The sequence below is a fragment of the Chryseobacterium sp. Marseille-Q3244 genome (assembly GCF_940807095.1).
Lineage (GTDB): Bacteria > Bacteroidota > Bacteroidia > Flavobacteriales > Weeksellaceae > Chryseobacterium.
Genome location: NZ_CALNWX010000021.1, coordinates 26,356 through 47,923, shown reverse-complemented (window position 1 = coordinate 47,923; position 21,568 = coordinate 26,356). Strand labels below are relative to the sequence as shown.

Sequence of the window (21,568 nt, the reverse complement as noted above, 5' to 3'; positions counted from 1 at the left end):
AATATTATGAATAAAAAAATCACGATTCCTTAACCAGAGCCTAATATGTTTAGGTTTTGAAATTTATAGATTTTCTCAAAATCAGCATAATTTGGGAAAAGACAGCCAAAACACTCTTGTTAAAATGTTAATTTTTAATGAATTAACTGTTAAAATTTAAACAAATGTTTATAATTCGAGACTGATTTCACCCTCTCAAAGCAGTACAAGAGAGTTATATACCCAAAATTCTATAACATCTAAAATGTCAGCCAATAAAAAACTCCGGCCTTTGACCAGAGTTTCGTATGTTTATTTGAATATATTCTTATTTAATAAAGAAGTTGTATCCTAAGTTAACAGCACCTATGTTCCAGCTGTCTCTGTACCAACCGTAATCACGTCTGTTGCTTACAGACTGGTATCCTATGTATAATTCTCCTTTAGACATCTGGTATCCAAATTTAGGCTGTGCATAGAAACCGCCATCTATACCATCTTTAGTAGAAATACCATATCCCAGGTCTAACCCTACAAAGATAGGAGCTCCTTTAAATTTATATTTACCGGAAACGGCTACAGGAATAAATCCGAAATCATCAAAGTGATCTTTACCGAAGAAATGAGAATATCCTGTTGTTACCCCAAGGTCAAAACCTTTAGCAATATTCCACATATAAGCTCCATCTACTCCTAATGTAAATGAAGATACATTGCTCGCATCAGATACAGGCACACCAATATGTCCGCCTAATTTTAAACCTTCCTGCGCCTGAGCAGCCCCTCCTAAAAGTGCAAAAGCACCTACTAATAATAGCTTTTTCATTTTTTAAGTTTAAATTTTACGCCCCAAAAATACTAATTATTTTCATCACAGGGATATATTTCTATAAATGACACCTATTAAAAACAAAAAAGCAGGACAAGTATTTTGTCCTGCTTATCTATAAGTTGTATGTTTTAAATCTTAAGAATTAGTTTCCTCCGAATTTGAAACCAACACCAACCTGAATAAAGCTGTTCGTTGCTTTTTCACCACCTTCAGGGTGTTTGGCCAAGTTAGAAACTCCAAGGTTATATCTTGCATCAAAGAATAAACCATTTTCCAAAGCATACTCAGCACCTACAAATGGAGCGATATTTAAAGTACTTGTCTGGTCTTTAATATCCTCTTCTCTATCTGCATTAAATTCAAATCCTGGAACACTTATTCCAAAATCAGCTGTATATTTTGCTTTGGCAGAAAGAATCACTCCGAAACTTGCTCCAGCAGAAACAGACAATCCTTCAGTAATAAAATATTTCGCAGATACAGGAATCAATAAAGTATGTAACGTCTGCTTTGATTTAAAGTTAAAAAATGTAGCTGGATCGTCTGGATCAGCCTCAGCTACCTTTACTTTACCTCCTAGTGGGGAATATAAAAGTTCTCCCTGAATACCAAAGTTGTCATTGAATTTATACTCAACAATTCCACCTACATAAAATGTATGTACAGGATCTGAAGTTTCAGAATGCCCATCCGCTTTGTACTTTAATGTAGAGTATGAATACCCTGCTTTAGGACCGAATTTTAAAGACTGTGCGCTTGCGTTAATTCCCAATACAGCTACCGCTGCAATAAGTAAAAGTTTTTTCATTGTTAATTAGTTTTTAATTAAGGTTTGCAAAACTAATTATTTTTTTCAAATTAACAAATTTTAAGACAACTTTTGAAGGTTAATAAAAGGTTAGCAGAACTTTTACCTATAAAGAATTAATCATTTCTCAGTCTTTTATCTTCATCATTATAAGCCAGAATAATCTTTCTTACGACAGGATGTCTTACCACATCTTCTTCTGTAAGATGTACAAAACCAATCTCTTTCACTCCATTCAAAATCCTCATGGCTTCTTTCAACCCGGACTGCTGGTTCTTCGGAAGGTCGATCTGGCTTGGATCCCCTGTAATGATAAACTTTGCGTTCATTCCCATCCTTGTCAGAAACATTTTCATCTGGGCATGCGTTGTATTCTGAGCTTCATCAAGAATTACAAAGGCATCATCAAGGGTACGTCCTCTCATGAAAGCTAACGGAGCTACCTCAATTACTTTCTTTTCCATAAAACCTTCCAATTTTTCATGCGGAATCATATCGCGAAGCGCATCGTATAAAGGTTGTAAATACGGATCCAGTTTTTCTTTAAGGTCTCCCGGTAAAAACCCAAGACTCTCCCCTGCTTCTACAGCGGGTCTTGTCAGGATAATTCTCTTAACTTCCTTATCTCTTAGAGCTCTTGCTGCTAAGGCTACACTGGTATATGTTTTTCCGGTTCCCGCAGGTCCAATCGCAAAAACCATATCTTTTTTCTCTGTTTCTTTTACCAGTTTTTTTAGATTGGTCGTCTTTGCTTTGATTACTTTTCCGTTGACACCTTTTACGATGATATCCTGGTCAAAGACTAATTGTTTTTCATTTTCGTCTTTAATATTTAGGATATTTTCAACGTCTTTCAGCCCTATTGAGTTGTTTTTCGAGATAAATTTTACAATATCATCCAGTTTTTGCTTCAGTATATCTAAAGCTTCCTGATTTCCCATCGCAAAAATATAATGGTCTCTTCCAGTAATCTTAATCGTCGGAAAGCTTGATTTTATTAAGTTGAAATATTGGTTATTAACTCCATAGAAGATTTTCGCATCGATATCTTCCAAATCATATGTCAATTCAAACATGCAGTATTTTTATTTTTAGATTTTAAAATTAAAGCTTTTTTTCAAATTTATATCAAATTCTTTTCAACAATCTTTCGGGCTTTCTTTTTATTTTAAATAACTTTGCAAGACTACACTATTCTATAAATTGCTCATGTCAATTATTACCCTTACTTCGGATTTCGGAAATTTAGATTACAGAGTTGCCGCTGTGAAAGGCAAAATTCTGTCTCTAAATCCTGAGGTTAATATTATTGATATAACCCACGACATCCAGGCATTCAATCTCATACAAACGTCTTATATTGTAAGAAATGCTTATAAATATTTTCCCAAAGGAAGTATTCATATCCTTTGTGTAGACAGTTTTTACCATAAATCAAGAAGAAATATCCTTTATAAAGCCGATGGTTCTTACTTTCTGGCTGCAGACAACGGCCTTTTAAGTCTTATCTTCTTTGATATTAAACCGGAAGCCATCTATGAAATCACACTGAATAACCGTTTTGATGATATTATTAATTTCACCTCTACGGATATTTTTGTTCCGGCAGCCGTACATCTTGCCAATGGTGGTCTTCCTGAAGTAATTGGAAGAAAAATAGATTCCGTAAAGCAACTGATGTTCCCAAGGGCTGTTTATAATGAATCTGAAGGAATGATTATTGGTGAAGTTACCTATATTGACAATTTCGGAAATATAATCTCAAATATCAATCAAGATTTCTTTGAAAATATCAGCAAAGGGTACAATGGTTTTACTATAAAATTCAGAAACCTAAGCCTTTCAAGGATCTTTTCCAGCCACACAGAAGTAGTTTCAGACTGGGAAAGGGAGACTGAATTTCATGGGCAGTCTGCTGCAATCTTCAATGACAGTCAGTTGTTGGAGCTTACGATCTATAAAGGAAGTAAGAAAAACGGAGCTAAAAGCCTGTTTGGGTTGAATGTAGGCGAAAATATCTACATTGAGTTCATGTAAAATTATATATTTCATAAAAAAACCGATTTTTTTTATATATTTGTCAAAATCTAAAAATCAAAAATGGCAGAATACAAATTATTGCTTCCTTCCATGGGAGAAGGGGTTATGGAAGCGACAATTATCACTTGGTTATTCAATGAAGGTGATAACGTAAAAGAGGATGACTCTGTAGTAGAAATTGCAACAGATAAAGTAGATTCAGACGTTCCGACACCAGTTTCGGGGAAAATCGTAAAAATTTTAAAGCAAAAAGATGAAGTTGCAAAAGTAGGTGAGGCCATTGCTATTTTAGAAATTGAAGGAGAAGGTTCTGCTTCTGAGGAAGTAACCACTGAAACACCGGCAGCTACTCCGGATACTGAAACATTACAAACCATTGAGCAGCCTTTACAAACAACAGCTGCATCTAATGTAGAATTCTCAGGAGATCTTTATTTATCTCCACTTGTAAAATCAATTGCACAACAGGAAAATATTTCTGAAACTGAACTGAAATCTATCAAAGGAAGCGGTTTAGAAGGAAGAATTACCAAGGAAGATATATTAGCATACGTTGCTACCAAAGGAAGCCAAGCTGCTCAACAGGCTGCTCCTGTACAGACAGCAACGGCTCCAAAACCAGCAGTTTCTGCACCCGCAGCAACAATTACTGCCGCTGCAGGTGATGAGATCATTCCTATGGACAGAATGAGAAAGATCATCGCTGAAAACATGGTTAAAGCAAAACAAATTGCTCCACACGTGACTTCTTTCATTGAAACAGACGTTACCAACGTTGTAAAATGGAGAAACAAAAACAAAGCGATCTTCGAAAAGCGTGAAGGTGAAAAACTAACGTTCATGCCTATTTTCGTAAAAGCTGTAGTAAAAGCAATTCAGGATTTCCCAATGATTAATGTTTCTGTAAGTGGTGAGAATATCATCAAAAAGAAAAATATCAACATCGGTATGGCAACCGCTCTACCAGACGGAAACCTTATTGTTCCTGTAATCAAAAATGCAGATCAGTTATCACTTTCAGGTCTTGCTAAAGCGATCAATGACTTAGCTTACAGAGCAAGAAACAAGAAATTAAGACCGGAAGATACTCAAGGGGCTACCTATACAATCTCTAATGTAGGAAGCTTCGGTAACCTTATGGGAACTCCAATCATCCCTCAGCCTCAGGTAGCGATTTTAGCAATTGGAGCTATCGTGAAAAAACCTGCAGTTCTTGAAACAGCTGACGGTGATGTAATTGCGATCAGAAACTTAATGTTCATGTCTCACTCTTATGACCACAGAGTGGTAGACGGATCTTTAGGAGGAATGATGCTGAAACATGTTCACGACTACCTTGAAAACTGGGATCTCAACACAGAAATATAAGTAATAAGTAATCAGCAATGGGTAGTTTACTTGATGCTGATTATATACCAGATATAAAACCTTCGATTTTTGATCGGAGGTTTTTTTATTTCTCAATCTGAGTATCTTTGAATTGAAGAGTAATACAACTGTAGGTTGAATTGTCTTATATAGAACAGAACCCATTACAATTACTTATGAAACAATTCATTTTGGCCACATTCGCTTTAAGTATTTCGGTGACAGCCTACTCTCAGAAAGCTGTTTCATCAGCATTAATAGATCAATATGTAAAAGAAGTTATTAAAACCAACCAGATTCCAGGTTTGGCTATTGGTATTATAAAAGATGACAAGATCATTTTTCAACAGTATTATGGTACGGAGACTCTTGAAAATAACAAAAAAGTTGATTCAAATTCAATGTTCAGAATATATTCTACATCAAAGTTAATGTCAAATATTGGTATTTTTCAATTGATAGAAAAAGGTCAGTTATCTTTGGAAGACAACCTCTCAAAGTATCTTGAAAATCTACCTAAAGAATGGCAGGATGTGAAGGTAAAAAATCTATTGACTCATTCTTCGGGAATTCCTAATCTTATTGCTTTTAATGATATTTCGGCAGATGATTCTAATGCTAAAGTTTTTGAACGGCTGACAAAAGAAAAAATGGACTTTAAAACAGGAAATCAATTCAGATATAATCAGACAAATTACCTTCTTCTTACTATGATTATTGAAAAAATCACGGGACAGTCTTTTGAGAATTTCATCCTGAACAATCAGTTTTCCGATTCTAAAAACGAAGTTGTTTTTTCTTCAAATGCTATCGAAAAAATACCCAAACGTGTTGTAAAATACAATTACAATCCAGAAAAAAAGCAATATGAAAAATCTACTGATATTAGCGGAACAAGAGCCCATTCGGCCAACGGAATAGCGATAACACTTCCTGCATTTTTAAAATGGAGTATTCATCTTAGTAAAAATGATTTATTAAATCAAAAAACAAAAGAAATGATGTGGCAGCCCTTTGATTTTGGTAATAAAAAAGATGTTTTTGCTTATGGCTGGGACATCAATAAGGTAAACAATATCACTTCTTACGCTTTTTCTGGTGGAAATGTAAGCGCCTATAAAATTTACCCAGAGAATAATATGGCCATCATCATGATGTCTAACGGATATAACTTATTCCCTATTCAGCATAGGATCATTAATCATATTGCTTCTATGATTGATAAAAATCTAACAGATGATTATTCATTGGCAGATGAAACCATTATTTCTGAATTTTCTAAAAAGAATAATCCTGATGCGGAGAAAATCTATTATTCCATAAAAGTAAAAAATCCAAAGTGGAATTTTGAGAACACCCTGAATGATATAGGTTATATTTTACTGAGAAATTCAAGAATTGACGAGGCTGTTAAGGTTTTTGCTTTAAATGCTAAGGAAAATCCACAGTCGGCAAATGCTTTTGATAGTTTGGGTGAAGGTTATTTTTCTGCTAAGAATTACGTTTTGGCTTTAGAGAATTATAAAAAATCATTAGCAATAAATCCTGAAAATACCAATGCTGTAAACATGATTCGAAAAATAGAAGATGTAATGAAAAAGAAATAACACATACTTTATACTCATCCGTTTTTTCTGAGTGTTCTTCCATAACGATTCTTTTTTGTGCATCAATATTTCAGGACAGGACAATTTTAAAATATAAAACCTTCGTTTTGTGATTGAAGGTTTTTTTGGATTTCTGCCTTAATAATTTTACCTTTAAACAAACTACATACAATGGAACTTGATTTCAGAAAACTCTATGTTACTAAATTATTTGATTTTTCCAAAGAAGATGAGGAGCTGATTTTTGAAATACATAAACAGTTATCAGCAGCCTATAATATTTCGATGGCAGATATTGAAAATTCTCCATACAGCAAGTTCCAGTCTCAGGAGATAAATTTTCTACAGGAGCCCAAGCTCTGTTACAAAATTACAGCCAAAAATAAAACAAGTACTTTTTATCTTTTTATGTTAATTTAATAGAAACAACAATCAAAGGAGCCCGTGCCACAGATAAATATGATACTTTAGAAATTTGGGGATTAAAGGAAATGAATGAAGATTTTGGTTTTATTTCCATCAACAGAAAAAAGTTTGCAGACAAAATCGCAGGGATCTTTAGTAATAGTAAGTCTAAAGAAAATAAAGACTTTTATGTTCTAAGTAGTGATTCTTTCAAAGCAATGACATTCCTGAACCCGAAAAGAAAGGAAATCATAAAGTCTATTTCTGATGAGGATTTCAAAATAGAGGTTAAACATACTATTTTCGGCTTGAGAATATCCAAAGCATTGAGCCTTGAAAACGCATTAATCATTTCAAAATTTTTAGAAGAAATATAAGTTTCAGTTTTTTTAACGTAATTTCATCCCTCAAAACCTACAAATGCTGAAAATCCTCATCCTTATTCGTAAATCCATAAAGAAATCGTTTGATAACATCCGGAATGAACAGTTGAAAAACAATCTTCTGCAAGCCATTCCTTTTTGGATCGGATCTGTAATTACCGGTTTTTTTGCAGTATTATATGCTCAAATATTTGCCTGGGGTGAACATCTCATGAACTTTATCTTCGATTGGCACGCATGGATGATTTTTATTATTGCTCCCATAGGTTTTGTGCTTTCCTGGTGGTTGGTAAAGGAATTTGCTCCCAATGCTAAAGGAAGTGGAATTCCACAGGTAATGGCGGCTGTAGAACTAGCCAATCCAAAAGAACATACAAAGATAAGAAGCCTTTTAAGCCTAAAAATCATCATCTTTAAAATCATTTCTTCTGTGGTGCTGGTAATTGGTGGTGGTGCTGTAGGCCGTGAAGGGCCCACCATTCAGATCGCTGGCTCTGTTTTCAGAAAAGTCAATGAATATCTCCCTGATTGGTGGCCCAAGATTTCTAAGAAAAATATGATTATGACAGGTGCTGCTGCCGGACTTGCAGCAGCTTTCAATACTCCTCTTGGTGGAATTGTATTTGCAGTAGAGGAATTATCTAAAACACACATCAACTACTTTAAAACAGCTTTATTTACCGCTGTAATTATAGCAGGTTTAACCGCTCAGACTTTAGCAGGATCCTATTTATACCTTGGATATCCAAAAACAAATGATGTATCCTTAATGGTTATGTTTCCGATTATGCTTGTGGCAGCCACAGCCGGAATTATGGCCAGCCAACTTTCCGTGATTATGCTAAAGATTAACGACTGGAAAAAGAAAACATTAAAAACAGACAGAGCCCATGTTGCATTTCTGGTTATATGCGCTTTAATCATTGCTTCCATTGCTTATTTCATTAATAGGGAAATTCTGGGATCAGGAAAAGAAATTATGGAACGGGTGCTTTTTACAAAAAATAAACATGAAGACTGGTATGTCCCCATTTTGAGAATGCTTGGTCCTGCCCTATCTTTTACTTCCGGAGGAGCTGGTGGTATTTTTGCCCCAGCCCTTACTGCCGGAGCAAGTATCGGATCTGTTATTTCAGGGGTTATTCATTTAACTCCCAATGAAACCAACGTGGTCATTTTAGGTGGAATGGTGGCTTTTCTTACCGGAATTACACGTGCACCATTTACATCAGCCATCATCGTATTGGAAATGACCGACAGGCATTCATTGATTTTCCATCTGATGCTCGCCGGAATGGTTTCCTCTATTGCTTCAATCTTAGTGAGCAGACATTCTTTGTATGATTTATTGAAAATTAATTTTTTAACAGAAATAAGAAAAAACTAAAAACTATGTCACTAAACAAACCATTTAAAAAAATAATTAGACCATTTATTGATGATAATTATTTAAGAACAGTTTCGAATACTTATTTACTCGAAAATGATTACTCAAATGAAAGAATAAGTTCAATTCGAGCCTTTGAAATAATTGTAAAGGACTACTTAGATATTCTTGATTATATAGAACCTAATGACAATAATGAAAATACATATTCTCATAGGATATATGAATTATTTCTGAGAACTTGTACAGAATTTGAATCTAACTGTAAATCAATTTTAAGTTCAAATCAATTTACAAAAGCTGGTAACTGGAATATTCTTGATTATTACAAAATAAATAAAGCGGCAAAATTAAGTGATTACGAAATACATTTGAACATCTGGAGTCCTATTACAAAAGTTTTAAGACCTTTTATAGACTGGAACTCTTCTACACCCAAATCATTGAGTTGGTACATAGCTTACAATAATGTTAAACATGACCGAAATAATAATTTCCATGAAGCAAATCTTAAAAATCTAACATTAGCCTTATCTGGTTTATTTACTATTTTATTTTCTCAATATTTTATATTTTGTTTTGACTCTCATCAAACAACCACATCCAGTTCTACTGATGACCAAAATTTTATATCCACTCCTAAAAGCATTTTCAAAATTAAGCTTCCTGAAACTTGGGTTGATACAGAAAAATATGATTTTGATTGGAATACATTAAAATCTACAGCTAATAAATTTGAGAGCTTTAATTTTGATGCAATTTAAAATACTTAATACCGAAATAAAAACTCACAATCCGGTAAAAGAATAATATGCATTAGTTTTACACAAATACTCTTGTATATTAAAAATATATTTTCTAATTTTGCACCTCGAAATAATTAACAAATATTTTAACATTATGAACAATTACGAAACTGTTTTCATTTTAACTCCCGTTCTATCTGAGTCACAGGTAGAGGAAGCAGTGAACAAGTATGTAGATCTTATCAAAGAAAAGAACTGCGAAATCGTTGCTAAAGAAAACTGGGGATTAAAAAAATTAGCTTACCCAATCCAATTGAAAAAGAATGGGTTCTATACTTTAATCGAATTTAAAGGTGAAGGTTCTGTAGTAGCTGACTTAGAATTGGCATTCAAACGTGACGAGAGAGTTATCCGTTACCTTACTACAAAACTTGACAAGCATGCTGTTGAGTACGCTGTAACAAGAAGAGCTAAAGTAAAAGCAGCTAAAGCTTAATTAATTAACCCTATTTTTTAAAAAAGACAAGACATGGCAATAGATGAAATGGCTAAACAAGCCTCAGCTGGAGGAGAATCAGAAGTTAAATTCCTTACTCCACTTGATATCAATACAAAATCTGAAAAGAAATATTGTAGATTCAAAAAATACGGAATTAAGCACGTTGATTACAAAGATGCTGATTTCTTATTACAGTTTGTAAACGAGCAAGGTAAAATCTTACCAAGAAGATACACTGGAACTTCTTTAAAATACCAAAGAAAAGTTTCTGCTGCTATCAAAAGAGCAAGACACCTTTCTTTACTACCTTACGTAGCTGACTTATTGAAATAAGACAAAATAAATAAAAGAAGAGAGCAATCTCTTCTTTTGTTGCTGAATAAATAATTAATTCTAACTTGATTTTAGACTCGTCTAAAATCTTTAAAAAGGACAACAACAATGGATATCATCCTAAAACAAGACGTAGAAAACTTAGGACTTGAGTTTGATACAGTAAGCGTAAAGCCAGGTTATGCTAGAAACTTCTTACTTCCTCAGGGAATTGCACTTTTAGCTACCCCTAAAAACAAAGCAGCTCTTGAAGCAACTTTGGAAGCTAGAAAAGAAGAAGAAGCTAAATTAATCGCTGCTGCTAACACTGTAGTAGATCAATTGAAGAAAACTTCTATCACTATTCCTGCAAAAGTAGGTTCTGGTGATAAATTATTCGGATCTATCAACAATGCAGATCTTTCTGCTGCTCTTGCTAAAGCTGGAGTTTCTGTAGAGAAGAAATACATCAAAATCCCAGGGAACACTATTAAGAGAACTGGTAAAGTAACTGCAAACATCAGATTACACAGAAACGTTGAGTACAATTTCGAATTCGATATCGTATCTGACGCTCCAGTTGTAGCTGCACCTGCTGCAAAGAAAGAAGAAGCAAAATCTGAAGAAGCTTAATAAGCGACTGAGATTTTCTCACCATACAAGACCACTTCAATTATTTGAAGTGGTTTTTTTGTGATAAAAACAAATGGCTTAAAACTATCTATCCCCTCTTAATTTCTGTTGATATTCCGTTGGGGCTACTCCAATTACCTTTTTAAAAATATTACTGAAAGAAGATAGGCTATTATAGCCAACCATCATCGCAATCTCATACATATTGTATTTCCCTTCAAGCATTAGCTCTAAAGAACGGGTAATTCTTAAAGCTCTCAGGAAACGGACGTAATTCATGCCTAAAATTTCCTTGAATTTTCTGGAAAGGGTTCTTGTACTCATTCCGAACTCTTTCGCTGTGGATTCAATTGTTAAAGGCTTTTCCAGGTTAGCATGAATATACCTGGCAATCTTTAATAATGTTTCATCTTTGGGAAAGGGATGCTGTATTGGAAACGCCAGATGCTTGTGTTTTTTTTCTTGTAAAACACCTTTAAGTGCTTTGAGGAAATAATATTTTGAAGCATCATTTTTTGTGATTTTCCCATTCCAGTCTTTGGTATATAAAATCATCTCCCGAAGTAACTCATTAACTGAATAAATATTGATTTCATCAAAAAAGCCATTTTCTCCTTCTTCTTTTTTAATATAAAAATTATATAAATCCACTTTTAGACTGGTAGAAAAAAGATAATGGGGTGTTCCGGCCGGAATCCACATAAAACATCTGGCTGGAAGATACCAGTGTTTCAAATCTGTAAAAACATGCACAATACCTCCTTCTGCATAGACTAACTGAGCAGAACTATGGTAATGGATATCTGTTGTAACATTTCCGGTGAGGACATGATATACATAAAACTCGGCATCATCGTCTTCTACAGCTTTAAAATGATTATCATTCATGAAATAAAGATAGGCATAATTTTTAAAATGGCGTAAATGAACAAATCTTTTTCTGTTTTCACAAATAGTGTCCGCATACTACCGTCGTAAATTTGCAGTATAAAATCACTTTAGCAAAAACCCTTTAATTAATTTATGAATATAATATTGAACGCATGCCGATATCAGTGCATAGCGTTGTGCTTATTATTGAGCAATTTTTTACACTCACAGATGATAGATTACCAACATCTCGGCTTACAACAGGCTATAGAAATTGGTTTAAAAAACAACAAGAATATTCAAATCAGCCATTTAAAACAGGAAATGTCCGTTACCAAGGAAAAAGACCTGAAAATGGAAAAACTTCCGGATATTGAATTTCATACCAGCTACAACCAGGTCACCAATCTTTTCCAGTATCAGGATGGTGTATTTAACAAACCTACAAAATACAATGCAATTAACGGAATGTACGACTTTACTTTATCTGCTTCTATCCCGGTCTATATGGGTGGAAAAATAAAAAACACAGAAAAAAAAGCCACCGTTGATACTGAAATTTCAGCGTTAAGAACACACCTGGATGAAAGACAGCTTAAAATGGAAGTCATTACAGCCTTTCTTCAAATCCATCATTTAAAAGAACAACAATCTCTTATTAATGATAAGATGAAAGAGGATTCTGTGAACATTAAGCAAGTAAAGGTTTTAAAAGCTAATGGAGTGGTTACCGTAAATGAAGTATTGAGAACTTCACTACAGCTTTCTAACCACAAAATGAGCTGGACAGAACTGGATAATGACATACAGATTGCAGAACATAAGCTGAAAACCATTCTTTCTCTTCCGGAACAGCAGGAAATGCATGTAGATACGGAGGACTTGATCTCTGATAGAGCAGCAATCCCTTATATTGAAGAGTTAACAGAAACAGCCTTGAACAAAAATGAATCGGTTGAAATTACCCACAAGAATCTTTCATTAAAAGAATTGGATCAGAAAATCACCAAAGCCAATTATTTACCTAAAGTAGTGGCTGGTGGAGAATACTTTTTAAAATACCCAAATATGATGTTCTTTCCGCCTGAGCCTTATGCTTACCGCTTAGGAATGATTGGACTGAATCTTACGTATCCAATCGAAAACCTGTATAAAAACAAATACAAAATGCAGGAAGCAAGGGAAAATATTGATCTCGCCAAGCTTCAGATTGAAGAAAACGAAGAAAAGGTAAGACATAATGTGTATGAAGCATACAAAAAGTTTGAGGAGACTGACCAAAAGGTAAAAATTGCAGAGGAAGCTATTAATCAAGCTAAAGAAAACTACCGTATTGTAAAAACAAAATACGCAAACAAACTAAGCCTTATCACTGAATTAATTGATGCAGACAATGCTTATCTGGAAGCTGAATCTAATCTTATTTCCGTAAAAATTAATAGACAACTAAAATACTATCAACTCCAATATACGATTGGAAACTTATAAAAACTATGGCACAGAAACAACTGACACAAAAGGAAAAAAGAATTAACAAGACCATTACGTTATTGGCATGGATTCTTATCATCAGCGGAGTCACGGGGATGGTAAGCTTCTATCTTTTTTCGAGAAAAAATGTTACGACCAACGATGCCCAGATCGAACAATATATTACTCCGGTATCCAGTAAGGTTTCGGGATTTATTAAAACCATAAAGTTTAATGAAAATCAGTTTGTACATAAAGGAGACACATTAATTGTTATTGACAACAGGGAATTTGTCAACCAGGTACATATGGCAGAAGCCAATCTTAATGCCACTACAGAAAATATTACTACCATTCAAAGCAGTGTAAATACAAAGGCAAGCGATACGAAAATTATTGATGCTAAAATTGCCTCTGCAAGAATTGATATCTGGAGAACTGAACAGGATTACAAAAGATACACAAATCTTCTGTCAGAAGATGCCGCTACAGAACAGGAGTTTGAAAATGTAAAAGCATCTTATGAGCAATCCAAAGCAAATCTTCTAGCCCTGGAACAGCAAAAAAACGCGGTAAGAGCAGGTGCTAATGAGCAACAGACAAAAGTAGCACCGGCTAAAAGCCAGATTCAACAGAGTTCAGCCAGTCTTAATAATGCTAAATTATTCCTTTCTTACACTGTAATTACAGCCCCTTATGACGGATGGGTAGGAAAAAAAACAATTCAGGAAGGACAATTGATTAAAGAAGGGCAGGCATTGGTACAAATCGTAAGCAAAGAAAAGTGGATCATTGCCAATTATAAGGAAACCCAACTTGGCCAGATTGATCAGGATCAGGAAGTCATTATCACTGCAGATGCTTATCCCAATGTTGAATTCAAAGGAAAAATTCTTTCAGTATCCCCTGCATCAGGATCTCAGTTCTCTCTTGTAAAACCGGATAATGCAACAGGAAACTTTGTAAAGATCGAGCAAAGATTTCCCGTAAAAATTATTTTGGATAATAACAAAGACAACGAAAAATTGCTTTCCGGAATGAATGTTCTGGTGAGCGCTAAGAAGATTTAGAGTACTAGAGTATTAGAGTATTAGAGTATTAGAGTATTAGAGTATTAGAGTATTAGAGTACAAAAATATTTGGTTTTACTATCATTTTTAAACTCTCACATTTTCAAATCTTCAAATTATTTTTTTTATGCGAAAAGGCAAGACCGCAACGTACAGATCTGCTCAATTTTTTCTTTAAGCGTATTTGTCATTTACCTTTTACTTTTACACCCCCTTTGCTCTTTTGTCTTTTCGCATTTTTAATATAACCAATAACTAAAAGCGAATTCATAGGCTTTATTAGCTTTTAAAATCACTATGCAACACAATACAGTTTATCATAAATGGTTACCGCAATGGCTGAAATTGCCTCTTCTCATACTGGCTTTATTTCCGCACATCATGTTGTTGTCATTATTGCATTCCAATAGTGCCTTTACCTCTTCATTTATGGATGTGGACTCAGATGATATTCAATATTTGATGATGCTGATGTATGGAACTTTTGTAGTCACACTTTTGGTGTTACAGCGGTTTATGTCTTATTTCAGCGTAAAATATTATGTCTTGCTGATGTCTTCCGTTTCCGTCATTCTTCTTTATATCTTATCAGTCACCAATGATTATCATGTAATTCTGGTAATCCGTTTTTTAGAAGGATTCTTCGGATTGTTGGAAGGTGCTATTTTTCTGCCATTAATCATAGCTGAATTAAAAACAAGACATGCTAAAGTGATTGCTTATCTTTTCATGTATGCACTTATGTTGACAGGAGGAACCGTGACAACAACCTTACTGAAATCAAGCATTCAGGATTATGATTATCAGCATATGATTTTAATGATGGCTTATTTTCATGTTTTCGTTTTGATTCTGGGCTTTGTTATTTTTAACAAAAATCGTTTCTTTCCTAAAAAACCATTATATCAAATGGATATTCCAAGTTGGTTTTTGCTTTGGGTTTGTCTTCAATCCGGAGCTTATGCTATTATCTATGGAAAAAGACTGATGTGGCTTGAGTCTGATTCCATCATTATTTGTTTGTTTATATTTCTCATTTCCGGAGGTTTGTTTATGTTGAAACAAAGGAATTCAAAACGCCCTTTATTTCATTTTGAAGTTTTCAGTTCTAAAAATGTGATTGTGGGAATGATCCTGTTTTTCATTTTTTATCTTATTCGTTCAGGGTTAAATAATGTATACAGTATTATGGCAACGGTATGGAAATGGCCATGGGATTATATTGTCAATATCCAATATTGGAATGTGGCTGGGACACTTATAGGCGTACTTTTATCAGGAATTTGCCTGGTTCGTGGTGTTTCTTCCAGAATTGTATTTTTTACAGGTTTTCTTTTACTCGCAATAGACTGTGCCTGGTTTACCTACACCTTTTATCCGGATACCACACTTACAACCATCTGTCCACCTTTATTCCTTCAGGGAGTGGCGCAAGGTCTATTATTTACTCCTCTCGTATTCTTTCTGATTTCAGGAATGCCGGAAGAGTATGTGGCGAACGCCAGTGCAATGGGAACTACGACCCGTTTCTGGGCTACTGCCATTGGATATGCTTTAATGCAAAATGGAATATTATTTTTAACGTTAAAACATTCGGATGTCTTAAGCTTCAATCTTACAGATACCAATCCTGTTTTCTACAGCCAATGGAACCAGATTTTTGGAGCCAATATCTCAAAACTTCCGGTAAATGAATCATTATCGATGACAGCAGGAGCTTTTAAAGCAAAAATAACCGCTCAATCTATTCTGCTTTCCAATATGGAAATATTCACAGGTTTATTCTGGCTCGCTTTCGTTACAGCTCTCCTTTTACTGCTTTACCATCCGGTTAAAATAGCAGTGAGGAATATTATGTAATGAAAAAAGGAGGATAGAAGTTCTTGAAGTATTAAATAACCTGTGACTTCGATTCAGATTAAGGCAATCTTTAAATGAACAACATTTCCCAAACGCCAAAAATGGTCTACAGCTCCCCTCACCCATCTTTCAGCCCAATCAACTTTGGCCGGTTTCTTGTTGCATCCCTCTCATTGTAATTACATCAGCACTTTAAAAAGCCATCGTATGGAAATTGAAAAAATTTTACAGAGCCAAAGAGACTTTTTTAAAACACAGCAAACCAAAAGTCTTGCCTTCAGAAAAATGTATCTTGAAAAGCTCAAAAGTCTTATCATTTCTAACGAAAAACTATTATATGAAGCTATTTACAATGATTTTGGAAAATCTAAATTTGATACCTTCACCACAGAAATCGCATTTGTTCTGAATGATATTGATTATTATCTGAAAAATCTAAAGTCACTTGCAAAGCCCCAAAAAGTAAGTACAAATCTGGCGAATCAGCTTGGAAAAAGTAAAATTTATTCTGAACCCTTGGGTAATATTCTGGTCATCGGGGCATGGAATTATCCTTATCAATTATCCCTCTCTCCTATTGTTGCGGCTATGGCTGCTGGAAACTGTTGTATTTTGAAGCCCAGTGAAATTGCAGAAAATACGATGAAAGCAATGTCTACTATCATCAATAACAACTTTCCTCCGGAATATCTGTATGTATATGAAGGCGGAATTGATGAAACAACAGAGCTCCTGAAGCTAAAGTTTGACAAAATATTTTTTACAGGAAGTACTAAAGTGGGAAAGATAGTATATAAAGCTGCTGCAGAACATTTAACACCAGTTGTTCTTGAATTGGGCGGAAAATCTCCTGCCATTGTTACTAAAAATGCCAATCTTGAAATTGCAGCCAAAAGAATAGTCTGGGGGAAATTCCTGAATGCCGGTCAAACCTGTGTTGCTCCTGATTACTTATTGGTAGAAGAAGCCGTTCAGGAACAGTTTCTGGAAATGTTGAGAAAATACATTAAAGAATTTAAATACAGCCCGGATTCGGAACAGTATACAAAGATCATTAATACAAGAAATTTTCAGCGATTGATCAGTCTTATTGATCACGAGAAAATCTACTTCGGAGGAAATTCTGATGAACAAAAACGATATATAGAACCTACCATTCTTCACAATATAGATTGGGATGATCTTATCATGCAGGAGGAAATTTTCGGACCGCTTTTACCAGTCATCGGTTTTAAAAATTATAATATGGCCCTAAATGCAGTATTGGAACTGGAAAAACCTCTGGCTGCTTATCTTTTCACCAATAATTCTGAAGAAAAGGAAAACTTTACCCAAAGATTATCTTTTGGAGGCGGATGTATTAATGATGTTGTGATGCATTTAAGCAATGATAACCTGCCTTTTGGAGGTATTGGAAACTCAGGAATAGGAAATTATCATGGAAAATTCGGTTTTGAAACTTTTTCTCATCAAAAATCTGTCCTGGAAAAAGCCACATGGGGCGAACCTAATATTAAATACCCACCTTATTCTGAAAAAAAATTAAGCTGGATTAAAAGATTTTTATAATTCTTAAAGATCTCAAATAACATACACTCTTTGTGAAAAATAAAAAAGGTTGTTTCTATTTGAAACAACCTTTTCATTTTATGCTTTAGGCTTCCAGGTATTGAAGAATTCTTTTACCTTGTCCTTGCTGTATCCTTTTCCTTCTTCGAATACATCACTCTGCTGAACTTTAATCATTTTACCGTTTTTATCTAAAACGATAAATACAGGATATCCGAATTTTTCCCCAGGATTATCATATTGAGCAAAAACTTTCTCATTTTTATTATCCGGAGAATAATTCAGGTGATAATATAAGTAGTTTTTATCTACAAGCTGTTTTAATTCAGGAGTTTCATGTACAAAATTGTTGAATCTAAGACACCAAATACACCAGTTTCCACCGGCTTGAAGTATAATATTTTTACCTTCTTTTTTAGCCTGGGCTATTAATTTATTAATATCTGCCTGAGCATCAGCTTTTGGATTATATGGTTTAGGAAGTTTTGCTTTTTCTTCCGCAGCTTTCTTCTTCGCATCCAATTCTGCATGATCAGTTTTTACCAACAGAGTATTATCTCGTACTCTTTCTTCTTTCGGTATATTGGTATTCTGTGAAAAGCCTAATACACTTAATCCCAGAAAAGCTAAAATTGCTGATTTTTTCATAACATAAAAATAAAAAAAAATTACTTATCTCCCTACAAAAATAGAACCATAATTTTATTATCACTAAATTTGCGTGTTTTATGAGCTTTTTAATCAAAATATTATTTTTCATCTCAAAACTTCCGCTTAGAATATTGTATATTTTTTCGGACGTTATATTCTTCTTAAATTACTATCTTGTAGGTTATAGAAAGAAGGTGATTACCCAAAACCTTAGAAATTCCTTTCCTGATAAATCAGATGATGAGATCAGAAAAATTCGAAAAAAATTCTATGGCAATTTTTCCGATTATCTGGTAGAAACTATCAAATCATTCAGCATTTCTGAAACTGAAGCCAGAGTACGAATGCAACATATCAATCAGGATCTGTTTCATGAAGTGAAAGCAGAAGGTAAAAATATTATTTTACTTGCCGGTCATGTCTTTAACTGGGAATGGATTAATGCTTTGGCAAAAATCGTCCCACAAAAGCACTGTCATCCCGTGTACAGAAAGGTAAACAGTAACTTTTGGGAAAATCAGATGAAAAAGGTTCGTAATAAATTTGGGAATGAAGCACTGGAAGCTAATGAAGTCATCAGAAATATATTCAAATCGCCTAATAATGGTGATTCTATTTATATGTTTGTGGCAGATCAGACTCCACATTTTTCTCATGTTACGTATGGTTTAGAGTTTTTAAATCAACGAACGCCTGCTTTCATAGGCTATGATAAATTAGCTACCCGAATGGACCTTGCTTTTATTTATTGTGAAATGAAAAAAGTAAAACGTGGGTATTACCAGGTTAATTACTACAGAATCTATCCGGACCAGGAAAAATTTACAGAGCATGAAGTGGTAAGAAAATTCCATAAAATGCTTGAAAACACCTTGCGTAAGCATCCGGACAATTATCTTTGGTCACACAGAAAGTGGAAGTATCAGGATTCTATCAAGTTTTTTGATTCTGAAAAAAATTAGATGTACATGCAGAAAAAACTGGCGGTTGCCATCTTAAACTGGAATGGGAAAAACTGGCTGGAAAAATTTCTTCCGAGTGTAGTTCAATTTTCTCAAAATGCAGATATTTATGTTATTGATAATCTTTCTACAGATGATTCTATAGCATATCTGAACACAAATTTCCCTACCGTAAAAATTATTAAAAATAATAAAAACTACGGATTTGCCGGCGGATATAATGAAGGGTTAAAGGCAATAACCAATGAATATTACTGCCTTCTTAATTCTGATGTAGAGGTTACTGAAAATTGGATAGAACCCATATTGGCTCTATTTGAAAAAGACATTAAAATTTCGGCTATTCAACCTAAGGTTTTATCCTACAATAATAAAAAATTCTTTGAATTTGCAGGAGCTGGGGGTGGTCTGATTGATAATCTGGGCTATCCTTACTGCCGAGGCCGTGTTTTTGATAATGTTGAAGAGGACAAAGGCCAGTATGATGATGAAACAGCAATCTTTTGGGCATCGGGATGTTGCTTTTTTATCCGCTCCAAAGATTTTTGGGAACAGAAAGGTTTTGATGAACGATTTTTTGCCCATCAGGAAGAGATTGATCTTTGCTGGAGACTTATTAATTCAGGAAAGAAAATCTTTTATACCGGAAAGTCCAAAGTGTATCATGTAGGTGGTGGAACATTGAATAAACAAAGCGCACAGAAAACGTATTTAAACATCAGAAACAACCTGTCTATGATGCTTAAAAACCTGCCTTTTCCTAAACTGATTGGGCTGATCTTTTTCAGACTTTGCCTGGATGGTATCGCAGGAATCTATTTTGGATTAAAACATGGATTCCCTCACCTTTGGGCCGTTGTAAGGGCACATTTTGGTTTCTACGCGCAACTTCCCGGAACATGGAAACTTCGTCAGAATCATCAGCAAGATAAGTTCTATCAGTCGAAATGGTTAATTTTTAAACATTTTTTAGGCAGCAATAAGAACTAGGAGATTAGATAAAATACGATTTCAAAACAGGTTCAATCTTAACTTCAAACTTTAGATCAGTAACTGATACTATAATAACAATTAATCAACATTATATAATTATGGATTTCTGTGCAATAGATTTTGAAACGGCCACTCACGAGAAAAGCTCTGCATGTGAGATGGGAATCTGTGTAGTACAGGATTCTAAAATTGTAGAAACCAAAACATGGTTGATAAAACCTCCTAGTTTTCCTTATTTCAGTAAATTCAATGTTGCTGTACATGGGATACAACCTGAAGATGTACAGGATGCTCCTACCTTTGATGAAATTTGGTATGAGGCACAGGAAATGATGTACGGAAGCTTAATGATTGCTCACAACGCAGGTTTTGATGCTTCTGTTTTAAGAGGCTGCCTGGAATATTATGGTATGTTTACCCCACAACTCAGCTATCTGTGCAGTATACAGCTTGCAAAGAAATCATGGAATTATCTTCCAAAATATGGGCTAAAGCCACTTGCCGAATATCATAACATTAAGTTCAATCACCACAGAGCGGGGGCTGATGCAGAAGTTTGCGCAAAGATATCTTTATTGGCATTTGAGAAACTCTTCCTCACCAGTAATGATGAAGTAAATGAATATATGAAGGCAAAAATTAAAAAGCTCTAATAATACAGCTAACAGACCCGGGTTCCGATACCTGCATCAGTCATTTACTATGACAAAACTATTTTAATTACTTAACACTTCAGAGAGCAGGTTAAATTTTGGGATATCAATCTCGAAAGTCTCCTGTGTCTCAAGATTCTTAACCAGGTATTTTCCACTCATATTTCCCACTCCTGAACGGAGCATTACATTGGAAAAATAAGCGAAATTTTCGCCGGTTCCTATCTCTGGAGTCAATCCGATGACTCCATCTCCTATAATCTCTGTGAATCCGAATCCTACATCAAAGATGAGCCATTTTCTTTTCAGTACTTTTATAGGAAAACTTCCGTCATTTTCTATAGTGATATTGTACTTGAAAACATAACGGTTTTCGGATGGATAACTGTTTTTACTATCATATTCAGGTATTACTGAAACTTTGATATTGGAAGTCATTTTTGAAAACATCATTGTAGTATTTTCTTAATA

The 21,568-nt window shown here is 34.4% G+C and carries 23 protein-coding genes; 17 read left to right on the top strand and 6 right to left on the bottom strand.

Features of this window, described 5'->3' with window-relative positions; all coding sequences use genetic code 11:
- Positions 1-307: 307 nt before the first annotated feature.
- The 3 genes from NBX25_RS22630 to NBX25_RS22620 all read right to left on the bottom strand — a co-directional run bounded on the left by NBX25_RS22630 (position 308) and on the right by NBX25_RS22620 (position 2,695).
- A complete protein-coding gene (locus tag NBX25_RS22630; protein WP_250255549.1) occupies positions 308-805 on the bottom strand; it encodes a hypothetical protein in 498 nt (165 codons plus the stop codon).
- 148 nt (positions 806-953) lie between these two features.
- Positions 954-1,619 carry a porin family protein gene (locus tag NBX25_RS22625; RefSeq protein ID WP_123911276.1) on the bottom strand — a complete coding sequence of 222 codons (666 nt, stop codon included), beginning with the start codon at positions 1,617-1,619 and terminating at the stop codon, positions 954-956.
- A 116-nt stretch (positions 1,620-1,735) separates the two neighbouring features.
- Positions 1,736-2,695: a PhoH family protein gene (locus NBX25_RS22620; RefSeq protein WP_123911275.1), complete on the bottom strand. Its 960-nt coding sequence runs from the start codon at positions 2,693-2,695 to the stop codon at positions 1,736-1,738.
- Positions 2,696-2,828: 133 nt separating this feature from the next.
- Here NBX25_RS22620 and NBX25_RS22615 point away from each other — a divergent pair, with 133 nt between their 5' ends.
- From NBX25_RS22615 to rplI, 10 genes are all read left to right on the top strand, one after another.
- Positions 2,829-3,656, top strand: coding sequence for an SAM hydrolase/SAM-dependent halogenase family protein (locus NBX25_RS22615; RefSeq protein WP_123911274.1), 828 nt, complete (start codon positions 2,829-2,831; stop codon positions 3,654-3,656).
- Between the two features lie 63 nt (positions 3,657-3,719).
- The gene (locus NBX25_RS22610; protein WP_250255547.1) at positions 3,720-5,027 is read left to right on the top strand and encodes a dihydrolipoamide acetyltransferase family protein; all 1,308 of its coding nucleotides are present in this window, start codon (positions 3,720-3,722) and stop codon (positions 5,025-5,027) included.
- Between the two features lie 176 nt (positions 5,028-5,203).
- Positions 5,204-6,634, top strand: a complete 1,431-nt coding sequence (locus NBX25_RS22605; RefSeq protein ID WP_250255545.1) for a serine hydrolase domain-containing protein — start codon at positions 5,204-5,206, stop codon at positions 6,632-6,634.
- 171 nt (positions 6,635-6,805) lie between these two features.
- Entirely contained in the window at positions 6,806-7,054 is a 249-nt protein-coding gene (locus tag NBX25_RS22600; RefSeq protein ID WP_250255542.1) for a hypothetical protein, read from the top strand.
- Between the two features lie 71 nt (positions 7,055-7,125).
- Entirely contained in the window at positions 7,126-7,416 is a 291-nt protein-coding gene (locus NBX25_RS22595; RefSeq protein WP_250255541.1) for a hypothetical protein, read from the top strand.
- A gap of 43 nt (positions 7,417-7,459) precedes the next feature.
- Complete coding sequence (locus tag NBX25_RS22590) at positions 7,460-8,809, top strand: chloride channel protein (protein ID WP_250255540.1); 1,350 nt, start codon at positions 7,460-7,462, stop codon at positions 8,807-8,809.
- A 5-nt stretch (positions 8,810-8,814) separates the two neighbouring features.
- On the top strand, positions 8,815-9,573 hold the full coding sequence (locus NBX25_RS22585; protein ID WP_250255539.1) for a hypothetical protein: 759 nt from the start codon (positions 8,815-8,817) through the stop codon (positions 9,571-9,573).
- A gap of 136 nt (positions 9,574-9,709) precedes the next feature.
- Entirely contained in the window at positions 9,710-10,051 is a 342-nt protein-coding gene (gene rpsF / locus NBX25_RS22580) for a 30S ribosomal protein S6 (RefSeq protein ID WP_047095723.1), read from the top strand.
- A gap of 33 nt (positions 10,052-10,084) precedes the next feature.
- Positions 10,085-10,387 carry a 30S ribosomal protein S18 gene (gene rpsR, locus NBX25_RS22575; protein ID WP_034706728.1) on the top strand — a complete coding sequence of 101 codons (303 nt, stop codon included), beginning with the start codon at positions 10,085-10,087 and terminating at the stop codon, positions 10,385-10,387.
- A 108-nt stretch (positions 10,388-10,495) separates the two neighbouring features.
- Positions 10,496-10,999 (top strand): 50S ribosomal protein L9, encoded by a 504-nt coding sequence (gene rplI, locus NBX25_RS22570; RefSeq protein WP_123911268.1) that lies wholly within the window; start codon positions 10,496-10,498, stop codon positions 10,997-10,999.
- Between the two features lie 84 nt (positions 11,000-11,083).
- Here rplI and NBX25_RS22565 read toward each other — a convergent pair whose 3' ends face one another.
- Positions 11,084-11,887 carry a helix-turn-helix domain-containing protein gene (locus NBX25_RS22565; protein WP_250255536.1) on the bottom strand — a complete coding sequence of 268 codons (804 nt, stop codon included), beginning with the start codon at positions 11,885-11,887 and terminating at the stop codon, positions 11,084-11,086.
- A gap of 213 nt (positions 11,888-12,100) precedes the next feature.
- Between NBX25_RS22565 and NBX25_RS22560 the strand changes: the two genes are divergently transcribed.
- The 4 genes from NBX25_RS22560 (at position 12,101) to NBX25_RS22545 (ending at position 17,838) form a co-directional block, all read left to right on the top strand.
- The gene (locus NBX25_RS22560) at positions 12,101-13,357 is read left to right on the top strand and encodes a TolC family protein (protein WP_250255535.1); all 1,257 of its coding nucleotides are present in this window, start codon (positions 12,101-12,103) and stop codon (positions 13,355-13,357) included.
- 5 nt (positions 13,358-13,362) lie between these two features.
- On the top strand, positions 13,363-14,409 hold the full coding sequence (locus NBX25_RS22555; protein ID WP_250255533.1) for an HlyD family secretion protein: 1,047 nt from the start codon (positions 13,363-13,365) through the stop codon (positions 14,407-14,409).
- 297 nt (positions 14,410-14,706) lie between these two features.
- Positions 14,707-16,269 (top strand): MFS transporter, encoded by a 1,563-nt coding sequence (locus NBX25_RS22550; protein WP_250255531.1) that lies wholly within the window; start codon positions 14,707-14,709, stop codon positions 16,267-16,269.
- Between the two features lie 207 nt (positions 16,270-16,476).
- A complete protein-coding gene (locus NBX25_RS22545; RefSeq protein WP_250255529.1) occupies positions 16,477-17,838 on the top strand; it encodes an aldehyde dehydrogenase in 1,362 nt (453 codons plus the stop codon).
- Between the two features lie 78 nt (positions 17,839-17,916).
- On the opposite strand, the gene NBX25_RS22540 is transcribed toward NBX25_RS22545, so the two are convergent.
- Positions 17,917-18,486, bottom strand: coding sequence for a thioredoxin family protein (locus NBX25_RS22540; protein ID WP_123911262.1), 570 nt, complete (start codon positions 18,484-18,486; stop codon positions 17,917-17,919).
- 80 nt (positions 18,487-18,566) lie between these two features.
- Between NBX25_RS22540 and NBX25_RS22535 the strand changes: the two genes are divergently transcribed.
- The 3 genes from NBX25_RS22535 to NBX25_RS22525 all read left to right on the top strand — a co-directional run bounded on the left by NBX25_RS22535 (position 18,567) and on the right by NBX25_RS22525 (position 21,097).
- Entirely contained in the window at positions 18,567-19,451 is an 885-nt protein-coding gene (locus tag NBX25_RS22535; protein ID WP_123911261.1) for a lysophospholipid acyltransferase family protein, read from the top strand.
- A gap of 6 nt (positions 19,452-19,457) precedes the next feature.
- Complete coding sequence (locus NBX25_RS22530) at positions 19,458-20,441, top strand: glycosyltransferase family 2 protein (protein ID WP_250255528.1); 984 nt, start codon at positions 19,458-19,460, stop codon at positions 20,439-20,441.
- Positions 20,442-20,542: 101 nt separating this feature from the next.
- Positions 20,543-21,097, top strand: a complete 555-nt coding sequence (locus NBX25_RS22525; RefSeq protein ID WP_123911259.1) for a 3'-5' exonuclease — start codon at positions 20,543-20,545, stop codon at positions 21,095-21,097.
- A gap of 63 nt (positions 21,098-21,160) precedes the next feature.
- Here NBX25_RS22525 and apaG read toward each other — a convergent pair whose 3' ends face one another.
- A complete protein-coding gene (gene apaG / locus NBX25_RS22520; protein WP_123911258.1) occupies positions 21,161-21,550 on the bottom strand; it encodes a Co2+/Mg2+ efflux facilitator ApaG/CorD in 390 nt (129 codons plus the stop codon).
- Positions 21,551-21,568: the final 18 nt, after the last annotated feature.

Excerpts from the sequence above, each read along its gene's own strand:
- NBX25_RS22630 (WP_250255549.1), bottom strand. The coding sequence starts at position 805 with ATGAAAAAGCTATTATTAGTAGGTGCTTTTGCACTTTTAGGAGGGGCT.
- NBX25_RS22625 (WP_123911276.1), bottom strand. The coding sequence starts at position 1,619 with ATGAAAAAACTTTTACTTATTGCAGCGGTAGCTGTATTGGGAATTAAC.
- NBX25_RS22620 (WP_123911275.1), bottom strand. The coding sequence starts at position 2,695 with ATGTTTGAATTGACATATGATTTGGAAGATATCGATGCGAAAATCTTC.
- NBX25_RS22615 (WP_123911274.1), top strand. The coding sequence starts at position 2,829 with ATGTCAATTATTACCCTTACTTCGGATTTCGGAAATTTAGATTACAGA.
- NBX25_RS22610 (WP_250255547.1), top strand. The coding sequence starts at position 3,720 with ATGGCAGAATACAAATTATTGCTTCCTTCCATGGGAGAAGGGGTTATG.
- NBX25_RS22605 (WP_250255545.1), top strand. The coding sequence starts at position 5,204 with ATGAAACAATTCATTTTGGCCACATTCGCTTTAAGTATTTCGGTGACA.
- NBX25_RS22600 (WP_250255542.1), top strand. The coding sequence starts at position 6,806 with ATGGAACTTGATTTCAGAAAACTCTATGTTACTAAATTATTTGATTTT.
- NBX25_RS22595 (WP_250255541.1), top strand. The coding sequence starts at position 7,126 with ATGAATGAAGATTTTGGTTTTATTTCCATCAACAGAAAAAAGTTTGCA.
- NBX25_RS22590 (WP_250255540.1), top strand. The coding sequence starts at position 7,460 with ATGCTGAAAATCCTCATCCTTATTCGTAAATCCATAAAGAAATCGTTT.
- NBX25_RS22585 (WP_250255539.1), top strand. The coding sequence starts at position 8,815 with ATGTCACTAAACAAACCATTTAAAAAAATAATTAGACCATTTATTGAT.
- rpsF (WP_047095723.1), top strand. The coding sequence starts at position 9,710 with ATGAACAATTACGAAACTGTTTTCATTTTAACTCCCGTTCTATCTGAG.
- rpsR (WP_034706728.1), top strand. The coding sequence starts at position 10,085 with ATGGCAATAGATGAAATGGCTAAACAAGCCTCAGCTGGAGGAGAATCA.
- rplI (WP_123911268.1), top strand. The coding sequence starts at position 10,496 with ATGGATATCATCCTAAAACAAGACGTAGAAAACTTAGGACTTGAGTTT.
- NBX25_RS22565 (WP_250255536.1), bottom strand. The coding sequence starts at position 11,887 with ATGAATGATAATCATTTTAAAGCTGTAGAAGACGATGATGCCGAGTTT.
- NBX25_RS22560 (WP_250255535.1), top strand. The coding sequence starts at position 12,101 with ATGATAGATTACCAACATCTCGGCTTACAACAGGCTATAGAAATTGGT.
- NBX25_RS22555 (WP_250255533.1), top strand. The coding sequence starts at position 13,363 with ATGGCACAGAAACAACTGACACAAAAGGAAAAAAGAATTAACAAGACC.
- NBX25_RS22550 (WP_250255531.1), top strand. The coding sequence starts at position 14,707 with ATGCAACACAATACAGTTTATCATAAATGGTTACCGCAATGGCTGAAA.
- NBX25_RS22545 (WP_250255529.1), top strand. The coding sequence starts at position 16,477 with ATGGAAATTGAAAAAATTTTACAGAGCCAAAGAGACTTTTTTAAAACA.
- NBX25_RS22540 (WP_123911262.1), bottom strand. The coding sequence starts at position 18,486 with ATGAAAAAATCAGCAATTTTAGCTTTTCTGGGATTAAGTGTATTAGGC.
- NBX25_RS22535 (WP_123911261.1), top strand. The coding sequence starts at position 18,567 with ATGAGCTTTTTAATCAAAATATTATTTTTCATCTCAAAACTTCCGCTT.
- NBX25_RS22530 (WP_250255528.1), top strand. The coding sequence starts at position 19,458 with ATGCAGAAAAAACTGGCGGTTGCCATCTTAAACTGGAATGGGAAAAAC.
- NBX25_RS22525 (WP_123911259.1), top strand. The coding sequence starts at position 20,543 with ATGGATTTCTGTGCAATAGATTTTGAAACGGCCACTCACGAGAAAAGC.
- apaG (WP_123911258.1), bottom strand. The coding sequence starts at position 21,550 with ATGATGTTTTCAAAAATGACTTCCAATATCAAAGTTTCAGTAATACCT.